Origin of the sequence: uncultured Alsobacter sp. (assembly GCF_945952055.1) — a bacterium.
Classification (GTDB): domain Bacteria; phylum Pseudomonadota; class Alphaproteobacteria; order Rhizobiales; family Beijerinckiaceae; genus Alsobacter.
On the sequence record NZ_CAMFHB010000034.1, the window covers coordinates 63,972 to 75,405 of the forward strand.

Annotated in this window: 7 protein-coding genes; 2 read left to right on the plus strand and 5 right to left on the minus strand. The window is 70.0% G+C overall.

Features of this window, described 5'->3' with window-relative positions; translation table 11 throughout:
- Position 1: 1 nt before the first annotated feature.
- From Q0Q47_RS21690 to Q0Q47_RS21705, 4 genes are all read right to left on the minus strand, one after another.
- Positions 2–1,645: an FMN-binding glutamate synthase family protein gene (locus tag Q0Q47_RS21690; RefSeq protein WP_293864700.1), complete on the minus strand. Its 1,644-nt coding sequence runs from the start codon at positions 1,643–1,645 to the stop codon at positions 2–4.
- A 103-nt stretch (positions 1,646–1,748) separates the two neighbouring features.
- A complete protein-coding gene (locus tag Q0Q47_RS21695; protein WP_293864703.1) occupies positions 1,749–3,173 on the minus strand; it encodes an HlyD family type I secretion periplasmic adaptor subunit in 1,425 nt (474 codons plus the stop codon).
- A gap of 22 nt (positions 3,174–3,195) precedes the next feature.
- On the minus strand, positions 3,196–4,941 hold the full coding sequence (locus Q0Q47_RS21700; RefSeq protein ID WP_293864706.1) for a type I secretion system permease/ATPase: 1,746 nt from the start codon (positions 4,939–4,941) through the stop codon (positions 3,196–3,198).
- Positions 4,942–5,059: 118 nt separating this feature from the next.
- The gene (locus Q0Q47_RS21705) at positions 5,060–7,546 is read right to left on the minus strand and encodes a glycosyltransferase (protein ID WP_293864709.1); all 2,487 of its coding nucleotides are present in this window, start codon (positions 7,544–7,546) and stop codon (positions 5,060–5,062) included.
- Positions 7,547–7,680: 134 nt separating this feature from the next.
- Here Q0Q47_RS21705 and Q0Q47_RS21710 point away from each other — a divergent pair, with 134 nt between their 5' ends.
- Both Q0Q47_RS21710 and Q0Q47_RS21715 read left to right on the plus strand, forming a co-directional pair.
- Positions 7,681–8,376 carry a SapC family protein gene (locus Q0Q47_RS21710; protein WP_293864712.1) on the plus strand — a complete coding sequence of 232 codons (696 nt, stop codon included), beginning with the start codon at positions 7,681–7,683 and terminating at the stop codon, positions 8,374–8,376.
- A gap of 610 nt (positions 8,377–8,986) precedes the next feature.
- Positions 8,987–10,312 carry a calcium-binding protein gene (locus Q0Q47_RS21715; protein WP_293864715.1) on the plus strand — a complete coding sequence of 442 codons (1,326 nt, stop codon included), beginning with the start codon at positions 8,987–8,989 and terminating at the stop codon, positions 10,310–10,312.
- A 330-nt stretch (positions 10,313–10,642) separates the two neighbouring features.
- On the opposite strand, the gene Q0Q47_RS21720 is transcribed toward Q0Q47_RS21715, so the two are convergent.
- Complete coding sequence (locus Q0Q47_RS21720) at positions 10,643–11,257, minus strand: class I SAM-dependent methyltransferase (RefSeq protein WP_293864718.1); 615 nt, start codon at positions 11,255–11,257, stop codon at positions 10,643–10,645.
- Positions 11,258–11,434: the final 177 nt, after the last annotated feature.

An 11,434-nucleotide genomic window follows, 5' to 3' on the forward strand; every position in this document is an offset into this window, starting at 1 on the left:
ATCATGCCGCCGCACGGCCGACGGCGCGAGGCCGGAAGCTGTGCGGGTCGGCCATCTCCCACGCGTCCTTGAAGCGCGCGTCCGAGGTGCCCCGCAGGAGGTCTCCCGGCGGCAGCGCGGGGTAGATCTCGGCGAGGCTCAGAACCTTGTCGGGCGAGACGCGACGGGAGAAGTGGTGGGGTCGGAACTGGTCGGGATGGTCGAGCCCGGCCGCCGCCACGAATTCGGCGAGCGCCTTGGTGGTGCTGTCGTGGAAGGCGACGACGCGCTCCGCCTTGTCGGCGACCACCAGGGCGCGCTGACGCGTGGGATCCTGGGTGGCGACACCGGTGGGGCACTTGTCGGTGTGGCAGGCCTGGGACTGGATGCAGCCGATCGCGAACATGTAGCCCCGGGCGGCATTGCACCAGTCCGCGCCCAGCGCCATGGCACGGGCGATGTCGAAGGCGGTGACGATCATCCCGCTCGCGCCCAGCTTCACGCGGTCACGGGCGCCGATCCCGACGAGTGCGTTGTGGACGAAGCTCAGACCCTCGCGCAGGGGCATGCCGAGATGGTCCATGAACTCGAGCGGCGCGGCACCCGTGCCGCCCTCCTTGCCGTCGACGACGATGAAGTCGGGATAGATGCCGGTCTCCAGCATCGCCTTGCACAGCGCCAGGAACTCCCACGGGTGTCCCACGCAGAACTTGATGCCGGCAGGCTTGCCGCCCGACAGGCGCCGCATCTCGCCGAGGAAGCGCATCATCTCGACCGGCGTCGAGAAGGCGGAGTGGCTCGCCGGCGACACGCAGTCGACGCCCATCGGCACGCCGCGCGTCTTCGCGATCTCGGCGCTCACCTTGGCGGCGGGCAGCACGCCGCCGTGGCCGGGCTTGGCGCCCTGGCTGAGCTTCAGCTCCACCATCTTGATCTGGGGGTTGGCGGCGGTCTCGGCGAAGCGCTCCGGCGAGAAGGTGCCGTCGGGGTTGCGGGCGCCGAAATAGCCCGAGCCGATCTCCCAGATGATGTCCCCGCCATGCGCCGCGTGATGCGGGCTGAAGCCTCCCTCGCCGGTATCGTGGGCGAAGCCTCCCATGGCGGCCCCCTTGTTGAGGGCGCGGATGGCGTTGGCGCTGAGCGACCCGAAGCTCATGGCCGAGATGTTGAAGACCGAGGCCGCGTAGGGCTGCGGGCAGTCGGGCCCGCCGATGCGGATGCGGAAGTCGCTGTCGGCCACGGGCGTCGGCGCCATGGAGTGCCGCACCCATTCGAAGTTCTCGGCATAGACGTCGTACTGGGTGCCGAAGGGCCTCTTGTCGAGGGTGCGCTTGGCCCGCTGGTAGACGATGGCGCGACGGTCGCGGCTGAAGGGCGTTCCGTCCTTCTCGCCCTCGAAGAAGTACTGCCGCATCTCCGGGCGGATCTCCTCGAAGAGGAACCGCAGGTGGGCCGCGATCGGGTAGTTGCGCAGGATGGCGTGCTTTTCCTGCAGGAGGTCGTGCACCCCCAGGACGCACAGCGCCACCAGCAGGACCAGCAGCACGATCCACGCGGGGGAGACGACGAAGCCCGTGATCATCAGGGCCGCGACGAACCCGGCCAGGATCAGGCACAGGGTGAACGTGATGTAGCGCGGCGAGAACGGCAGTCGCAGAGCGTCCATGGGATTCCTGCCCCCGGCGGCGGTGCTTTCCGCACCGTCGCGCTGACGCTACGCGCAATTTTTCTCGAATTGACTAACGGCGCGAAACGCCCCGTCAGGGTCGTCAGCGCTCGCGCATGGCCGTGGCCAGCCTGTCGAGGAGCGGTGCCACCAGGTAGCGCAGCGCCGTGCGCTCGCCGGTCGCGATCAGCACGTCGGCCTGCATGCCCGCGCCGATGCGCTGGCGGAATTCCGCCGGGATCTGGTCGCGATCGAGCGCGATCTCCGCCGAGAAGTAGGGCTGCCGCGTCTGGTCGTCGACCAGACGGTCAGGCGAGATCGTGCGCACCTTGCCGACGAAGATGGGCGGATGCTCGACGGTGAAGGATTGGAAGCGGACCTCCGCCTCCATCCCGCGGCGGACCTTGTCGACGTCCATCGGCCCCACCTGCGCTCGGATCACGAGTTCGTCCGACAGTGGCACGACTTCCATCAGCGTGTCGCCCGGCCGGATCACTCCGCCGGCGGTGAAGATCTTCGATCCCTGGACGACGCCCGCCTGCGGCGCCCGGATATCGAGCCGGCTGAGGATGTCGGAGGTGGCGACGACGCGCTCGCGCAGCTCCCCGACCGACTTGCGGACCGCCGGAAGGTCGCGGCCCACCTGCTCGTTGAACTGGGCCTTCGCCTGCTCGATCTGGAGGCGCGCCTCGTCGATCGTCTGCAGCGACTTCATCACGTTGGCCTCGGTGCGGCCGAGAAGCCCTTCGAGACGCGACTGCTCGCGCTCGAGCGACAGCACGCGCGACACCGAGACGAGGTTCTTCTCGAGCAGCTGACGCAGGCCGACGAGCTCCTTCTTCACGGTGGCGATCTGCTGCTGGCTGGATTCCCGCTCCCGTTCGAGCGCCGCGATCTCGCTCTGCTGCTGGGAGATGCGCGCCTGCAGGATGGAGACCTGGCCGTTCAGCGAGGCGCGACGGTCCCGGAACTGGGCCACCTGGTCGGCCACGGCGCGGGCCACCAGCGGATCGTCCAGTTTCTCCGTGACCTCGGGGGGAAACGCCACCGCAGGCTTGCCGTCGCGCTCGGCGATCAGGCGGGCCTCCTCGGCCAGTGCCGCGGCGTACTGCTTGCGCACCACCTCCGCATTGGCGCGGGCCTGGGTCGGATCCAGCCGCACGAGCACCGCCCCGGCCTGCACCTTGTCGCCGTCCCTGGCCAGGATCTCGCGGACGATGCCGCCTTCCAGGTGCTGGATCGCCTTGCGGTTCGATTCCACGGAGACGACGCCCGGAGCGACTGTGGCCGCGTCGAGGCGCGCGAGCATCGACCAGCCTCCGCCCAAGGCGAAGACCACGAGGACCACGATGCCCGCGACCCGCAGCGGCGCGATCCAATCCGTCGAGGCCACCGGCGGTGCACTCGCCGGCTTGGCGGCGGGCTTGACTGCAGGAGGCTTGGCGGCCGCCGATCCGGCGGCCGCCGCGGCAGGGGCCACGGCCAGCCCCCGGAACGCCGTCAGCCGGGCATTCAGGGCTTCACGCATCATCTCTCGCATGGCCGGCGCCTCATGCCTTCCGCGCCATGGCCGCCGGGGCCATGGGCACCACGTTGGCGGGCATGAAGCTCTGCATCACCGTTTCGCGCGGACCGAAGGTGTGGACGGTGCCCTTGGCCAGGACGAGCAGCTTGTCGCAATGGGTCAGGATGTTGGACCGGTGCGTGACGAGGATCACGGTCGAGCCGGCCGCCTTGAGCTGGCGGATGACCTGCACCAGGGCGTCCTCGCCCTGTGTGTCGAGGCTCGCATTGGGTTCGTCGAGAACCACGAGCGGCGGATTGCCATAGACGGCGCGCGCCAGGGCGATGCGCTGGCGCTGGCCGCCGGACAGCTTGAGGCCGCCGTCGCCGATGTCCGTGTTGTAGCCGTCCGGGAGTTCCTGGACCATGTCGTGGACCCGGGCCAGCCGCGCCGCGGCGATGACGTCCTCGCTGGAGCCGGCGCGGAAGCGGGCGATGTTCTCGGCGATGGTGCCGCCGAAGAGCTCGACGTCCTGCGGCACGTATCCGATGTGCTCGCCCAACCGCTCCTCGTCCCAGTGGGAGAGTTCGGCCCCGTCGAGTCGTACGGCGCCCTTGGTGGCGGGCCAGAGGCCGACGCAGACCCGCGCCAGGCTCGACTTGCCGGCCGCGCTGGGGCCGATCACGCCGAGCACGTCCCCCGGCTCGAGGCTGAAGCTCACGTCGTTGAGCACCGGCTTGCGGCCGTTGGGCGGCAGCGCCACGACGCCCTCGAAGCTGAGCGCGCCCTTGGGCTTGGGCAGCGCCATGCGGTCAGGGGTCTCGCCGGCTTCGCGGAACACCGCCTCGACGCGGGCCAGCGCGGCCTTGGCGGTGTTCAGCGTCTTCCAGCTCTGCGCGATGACGGAGGCGGGACCCAGCGCACGGGCGCCGAGGAAGCACACTGCCGCCAGCGCTCCGGCCGTGATGTCCCCGTGGATGACGAGGAACGCGACGAGGCCGATGCCGAGCGTGGAGGCAAGGTTCTTCAGCAGCGACATGCCGAACTGGAACCAGCCCGACTGCTCGTTGACCTGGGCGGTCCAGCCGAGACCGACGTCGCGACGCGACTTCCAGCGCGACTGCAGGGCACGGGTCATGCCGAGTGCGCGGATGGCCTCGCTGTTGCGGAACACCGCGTTCGCATATTCGGTCGCGATCATCGACGCCGCGGTGCCGCGCAGGAGGATGGGTGCGGCCGTCCGCTGGTTTGCGAAGCTCAGCGCCACCACGCCGACGATGCACAGGGTGTAGGCGAGGCCCAGCACGGGATGGACGAGGAAGCAGGCGCCGATGAAGATGGGCGTCCACACCAGGTCGATCGCGGCGACGATCGCGGAACCGGTCAGGCAGTCGCGAACCTGATCGAGGTCGCGCAGGGCCTGGACGGGGCCGACGACGCCACCGACCCGCTTCACCATGGCCTTGTGCACGGCCTGGAAGAGCTTGTCGCCGAGCGCCTGGTCGAACGCGGTTCCGACCCGTAGCAGCGCACGGCTGCGCAACATGTCGAGCAGGCATTGGGCGGCGATGAGGATGGCCGCGATCAGCGAGAGGGCCAGCAGCGTGTTCATGTTCCGCGAGGTGATGACGCGGTCATACACCTGGTACATGTAGATCGGCCCGGTCAGGGCCAGCAGATTGAGGAAGAAGCTCATGCCCACGAGCGTGAGGAACGCGGGCTTCAAGCCCAGCAGTGCCTCGCGCACCGGCGAATGTGTCTCGGCGATCGGCTTGTGGGACGCATGCGACATGAGTCAGTCCTGTTGGCCGGCGGTGTGATCCGCCCCTGTCCCACCCTGCCCGTTCGACGTTTCCCGGCGGGTGAAATCCGGCGACGCAGTTTTCGTCAAATGCACGGGGCCACCCGGGTCAGGCGACACGCGTTCGCGCCCCCGGGGCCTTGCGCCCGCCGCCCCAATGCAGGTCGAGGATCTCGGCGAGGCCGGCGACCGTGGTCGACGGGTCCAGCACCAGCGAGGTCTCGTCGAGCGCGAGCACCTCGCGCGCTCCGGCGACGGGCCAGCCGACGCAGGGCAGACCCGCGGCCGCGGCAGCCTCGAGGGCGGGATGCGCGAAGCACGGCTCGCGCAGCGGCAGGACCAGCGCGCTGCAGCCATGCGTGTCGATGGCGTCGATCAGCGAGGGAGCGTCCATCGCCGCGCCGGTTACGAAGACGCCCGGCGCCTGCATCAGCGTGACGGGGTCGTCGACCTCGCCCAGCACGAGCAGCCGGATCGGCGACGCCCGTGCCGCCAAGGCCCGCGCCAGCGCCGCCACGAGGCTGCGGGTCGCGGGGTCCGTCACGAGCACGCCGACGTGGTGCCGACGCGGGGGCAGGCTGCGGGCCAGCGCCGTCACCGGCGCGGCCTCCACGACCTGCACGGAGGCGGCGCGCGCCGGCCAGGCGGAGGCCACGGCGCTGGCGGCGGCGGCACAGGGCGCGTGGAACGCGCGAGCGCGGGCCACGAGCATGGCCGAGAGGGCCCCCGCGGGACCCGGCCGCCGCGCCGCCGAGGCGACCGCCGCGTCGGCGACGAAGATCTCGACCGGCAGCGCGGTGTCCCCGAGAGCCCGCAGCCGGGCCTCGGTGAGTTCGCCCCAATCGGCAAGAAGCAGGGACTCGATTCCCGCGGACTTCAACGCGGCCTCGAGGTCGCCCTGGACGGGGATCGATGGCTCGCCGGGTGCGACCCTCAAGGCCCACCCCTCGCCCGTCTCGTCCGGCACCACCAGAAGGCTGTCGTCGGCAAAGGCGGTGCATTGCACCAGTGCCGCTTCGCGCCACGGGCGCGCCACGACGAGGCCCACCGCGGGGCGGCCGGCCCGATCCGCCCACAGGCAGGGCATCTGCCGGACACCGGCCAGCGGGTCGGTCGCGACGAAGGCGTCCGTCTCGGCGTGGATCGAGGGCCAGCGGCGGGCCAGCGCCGCCGCGTTGCGGCGCACGAGGCCCCGCTTCTCCGCCCCGAACGAGACGCTGCCCTCGTGGCCGACGAAGACGTCGAGAGCCGCCACGTTGACGAAGCCTGCCTCCCGGACCCGCAGGCAGTAGTCCACTTCCTCGAGATAGCCGCGCTCGTAGCGCTCGGCATCCAGGAGGCCGACCGCCGCCCGCGCGGCCGCGTTGACATAGAGGCAAAAGCCGATGCCGTTCGGCAGCGCGAGGGTGCGCCCCGCATGGTGCTCGGCGACCGTCGCGTCGATCGCCTCGACCTGCTCGCGCGACGGGATCGGCACGGGCCTGAAGGGACGCGGGACGCTGACGAGCTCGCCGTTGTTCGACAGCGGCGTCACGGTGCCGACGCCCGGCCCCCGGGCGGCCGCGGCAAGTCGGTCGAGCCAACCGGGCGCGACGATCGTGTCCGCGTTGAGCAGAACCACGTCGCCCGGCGGCGCGAAGCGCAGGGCACGGTTGACGGAGCGGATGAAGCCGAGATTGACGGGGTTCTCCAGCCTCCAGGCGAGGCCCTCCTCGGCCAGGCTTTCGCCCAACCGGCGGATGGCGGCCGAAGGGCTGGCGTCGTCGACGAGGACGAGGCGCATCGCGGTCTCGCAGCGCGCCGACAGCAGGCTGTCGAGGCAACGTGCGGTGGCCGCGGCGTCACCATGCAGCGGGACGATCACGCTCACGCCGTCGCCGCCCGGAGGCGCGCGGCCGACGTCGAGCAGGACATCGTCGACGAGCGGAGAGCCGGCGAGTGCGGTTCCCGACAATCCGTCGCGGACCGCGATGAGGGGCACGGGAAGGGGCACGGGGACCGAGAAGCGTCCGAGACGCGCGCCACCGGGCAGGCGCTCGGATGCCGAAACGCCGACCCGCAGTTCGCGGCCGCCCACGTCGAGGACCACGTCGCGCCGCGTGCCGCCTTCGCGCCAGACGATCCAGCCGTTGAGGCGCGGGCCGCTGCGCTCGACGCGACCATGCGCCGACCAGCCAGGCCTGCCCAGGTCGAGCAGGGCCACGGCGCTGGCGGGCTCGGCCTGACCGGGGAGCGCGCGATCGACGACGCCGGCCATCGCCCGGCGGTCGCCCAGCGTGCCCAGCGCCCGCAGGAGCGCCGTCGCTGCGGCGGGATCGGAGGGCTCGATGGCGACCGCCCGGCGCAAGGCGGCGAGGGCCGCGCCGTCGTCACCCAGGCGCATGCGGGCGGAGGCCTCGACGAGGCGGCTCGCCACCGTGTCGGCACCGGTGCGGTGAAAGCGGTCGACGAGCATCAGGGCTTCGCGCAGTTGCCCCGGCCTGTCGAGCAGGCCGCCCGCAAGCAGCGGGAGCGTGGCGCGGTGCGTGCCCGGATCGTGGAATGCCCTGGCCAGGGCGCCGAAAGCGTCGGCTGGAATCGTCTGGTCTTGGTGCATGTCTGGAAGGGCAGTCGCCGCAGTTCACGAATTGGAAAATCGCTCACGGCTACCTTAGCGAGCACACCGCTCGCCCCGCTTAAGTCCGGCGGGCGATGTTGTCTCAAATTGTTCGAGCCCCCGGAAAGCACCGCATGTACTCCGATCCCAGGAAGCTCGAACGTGGCGATCCCCTGCTGACGCTGGCGGCCCCCGCCGACTATCCGATCGATCCGGAGCCCTGCACGGTTTCGGTGGCACCCGTCGAGGTGCCGCGGCTGATCGACCGGTTCCCCGTCGCCTGGCGGCTGGGGCAGAAGGTGCCCGACCTCGTCGCCATCATCGGCCTGCGACCTGACCAGTCCTACTGGCGGCGCGTGCGCGACGGCGTCTCGACGGTGAGGCCGCTGCTCATCGAGGCCTATCCCCTCACCACGCTGGACGACGGCGTGACCGAGAAGCTGCCCGTGCTCGTCGACGGCCTGTCCCCGCGCACGGGTGCTGCTTGCGTGCCGGCCTTCCGGGAAGACGGTTCCGCGTCGCCCGAACTGGACAGACGATGCCAGGCGCTGTGGACCTTCATCCGGTCTCGCCGCGCGCTCGCCGGACTGTTTTCGGATCTGGAAGCGCGCCAGGCCTTCGTGCCCTGGGCGCTGGACTTCCGCAGCGAGACCGACAGTGTCTCGATCGAAGGCCTCTTCGTGCTTCGCCCCGAGTTTGACGGCTCGCAGGACCAGCGCGACCTCATCGCCACGCACGGGTGGGCGGCGGCGCAGCTCATGAGCCTGCACCGCATCTCGCTGCATCGTATCAAGAGCCTCCTGAAGGACCTCAGCGCGCGCGCCGCCTGAGGCCTTCGCCATCCCACCATCATCCGTGAATTTTCGGCGGCCCGACCCTCTCCGGGAGGCCTCCGCACGCCCGCCCACGCATCCGCTCCAGCCACCACGGCGGGCGCGAGCCCTCGGGCAATGTCACTGAGCGCGTTGCGCAAAACGCGGGTGCCGCCAATTTTCATCAACAATGCCTCGGGCAGCGCATCTAATTCACTTCGAACAAGACAGTAAAACCGGCCCGCGTCGGTGAAGGGGCGTTTAACGGCAATCCGGAAACCGGGCTTGGCGCCCATCGTCGTTTCGATCACGGTAGCCTCGCAAAATAAGAACACGTTCGGTGACCTCAAACTGAAAGGCTGGTACAGTCATGGCCACCACTTACACATTAGACGACGGCAGCCCTGGCTCATTCGATGCTTTCATCGATGGGCAGAATTTTACGCAAAGCTTCGAAACAGCTCTGAAGAATGCGGCGGCAGCTGGAATCTTTGGTTCGTCGAAGATCGACTTCAACACCGAGACCGAGAACGACGCCGACGGCGCCCCCGGCTCTCAGTATGAAGGCATTCTCTTCAAGGGCGCGTCTGGCGACGTCAACTTTGACGAGTCCGAGAACACCCCGATCGTGCTGTTCTCCGGGAACAACGGGATCCACCTCGACTTCGACGCCCAGCGCTCGCAGTGGATTGGCCTGACCGGCGGCGACGACCGGATCGAGGTCAACTCGACCGGCGCGCAGCGGATGGTCATCGACGGCGCCGCCGGCGACGACAAGATCGAGACCGGCGCAGGCCGCGACACGCTGTTCGGCGGGTCGGGCAACGACCGTCTCTATTCGGGCGCCGGCAACGACTCGCTCGATGGCGGAACGGGTGACGACCGCCTCTACGGCGAGGACGGCAACGACACCCTGAATGGTGGCGACGGCAAGGATCGTCTCTACGGCGGTGCCGGCAACGACCAGCTCGACGGCGGCAACGGCGACGACCGGCTCTATGGCGACGGCGGCAACGACCTGATCCATGGCGGCAAGGGCAACGACGACATCTCCGGCGGTGACGGCAACGACACCATCTACACCGACGAGGGCGACGACACCGTCACCGGCGGCGATGGCAACGACCAGATCTATGCCGGTCATGGCGACTCGCGCCTCGACGGCGGTGCAGGGAACGACAAGTTCTACCTGGCCGACGGCGATGCCACGGTCATCGGCGGCGCCGGCAACGACCAGGTCTATGCCGACGAAGGCGATGCCAAGGTCACGCTCGGCGCCGGCAACGATGCCTTCTACGGCGGCACCGGCGATGCGACGGTTTCCGGCGGCGACGGCGACGACATGTTCACCGGTGGCGAGGGCGATCTCAACGCGTCCGGCGGCGACGGTGACGACCTGTTCCTGATCAACGATGGCTCCAGCACCCTCGATGGCGGAACGGGCTTCGATGTCGCGGTCTTCAACGGCGATCGTCCGGACTTCTCGTTCGATGCGTCGACCCACACCTGGGAGCTCGACGGCGGCTACAACCTCGTCAAGAACGTCGAATTCCAGCAGTTCGACGACGGGGTGCTGATCACGGTCCAGAACGACGTCCAGGCGGCCATCGCCCGCGTCTACGAGATCGTGACGGACGCCGACCCGACGGCCGCGCAGTACAAGTCGATGCTCGACGCCTACACGTCGACCCACGACGTCGCGACCGTGGTGGAGCAGACCTTCGCCGGCTACAACCAGTCGATCAACGACCCCGACCAGGCCCAGGGCTTCCTGGACACCTGGTACCACAACATCGGTGTCGACGACCCGACCTCGGAGGCCGGTTACGCCACGCTGCTCGATGGTCTTGCCAACGGCACGATCACGAAGGGCGAGGCGGTGGCGAGCATCGCGCTCAACGTCACGTCGGCCGACGAAGAAATCGGCATCAAGATCGACAGCGGCTCGCACTGAGCAGCGGATCGGACCTGAGAGATGGGGGGCCGCCTTCGGGCGGCCCCTTTTCGTTGGCGTCCAGCGTGGGGCCAAGCACGCACAACGGTCGGCTGGAGCGCAGCCGTCGCGCCTCGGCTTCGCGGCGAACGCCCGCGATCACCTGGCCCGTCATCAGCTGTGGGATCGTGCAAGCCCGACGCCCGGGCATCGTCGCTCGAGAGCGCGCGCCCCCGTGTCTGGCGCCACGTCCGACACTCCGGTGTCGCCGGCTGGGCATGGTGATGGCGGCTGGGATGACGCCGAGTCCCCTGGACCGGCGCAGTCGCGGCGAGACGACGCCCCGCCGGGTCAGGCGTCGACGGCGTCCGGCATCAGCGCAAGGGCCCAGAGATCGCTGCCGTGGGTGGCGACGCGCACCTCGGCAAAGCCGGCCTCGATCATGAGGCGGCCGAGGCGGCCCTCGGTGAACGCGGTGCGATGGGCCATGTAGCCGCGGCCGCGCTTCAGCGCCGGCCGGAAGCCGTAGAGCACGTCGAGCGCGGCGACCGGCCCGGCCGGCGACACGTACATCGGGTCCTCGAGATGACCGGCGACGATGGCCCGCGCCGCCGTGACGATGTCGGGCGACGTGACGAGCGCGAAGCCGTCGGGCCTGAGGATCCGGGTCATCTCGCGCAGGGCGACCGGGACGTCGTGGTCCGGCAGGTGCTCGAGCACATGGGAGGCCCACACCGCGTCGATCTCGGCGTCGCCAATCACCGCGAGGTCGGTGATCGACGCGACCATGTCGGGGCGCACGGCGGGGTCGACATCCACGCGCAGTTCGTTCCATCGCTCGGACGTGAACCAGGCGTGCAGTCGGCCAGAGGTCACGGGTCCGCAACCGACATGCAGCACCGTGCGGCGCGGAGCCGCCTCGGCGCCCTGTCGCGACCAGCGGCCGGCATGGGCATGGTGGTTCATCTGTCGACCCGCGGTCCTGCGCCGGCCTGGCTCAAACGGCCGGTCGCGACGCCCGGAACACCCTGATCTTGGGCCGTTCCGCGGACGGCCGGACGGCCGGCACGGCGGCGCTCGGCGCGGCCGCGACGGCGGCGCTGGCGGCCACACCGCGGACGGGAGCCGGCACCGCGGCCTGCG

Coding starts and splice junctions, on each gene's coding strand:
- Q0Q47_RS21710 (WP_293864712.1), top strand. CDS start 7,681: ATGTACTCCGATCCCAGGAAGCTCGAACGTGGCGATCCCCTGCTGACG.
- Q0Q47_RS21720 (WP_293864718.1), bottom strand. CDS start 11,257: ATGAACCACCATGCCCATGCCGGCCGCTGGTCGCGACAGGGCGCCGAG.
- Q0Q47_RS21690 (WP_293864700.1), bottom strand. CDS start 1,645: ATGGACGCTCTGCGACTGCCGTTCTCGCCGCGCTACATCACGTTCACC.
- Q0Q47_RS21705 (WP_293864709.1), bottom strand. CDS start 7,546: ATGCACCAAGACCAGACGATTCCAGCCGACGCTTTCGGCGCCCTGGCC.
- Q0Q47_RS21695 (WP_293864703.1), bottom strand. CDS start 3,173: ATGCGTGAAGCCCTGAATGCCCGGCTGACGGCGTTCCGGGGGCTGGCC.
- Q0Q47_RS21700 (WP_293864706.1), bottom strand. CDS start 4,941: ATGTCGCATGCGTCCCACAAGCCGATCGCCGAGACACATTCGCCGGTG.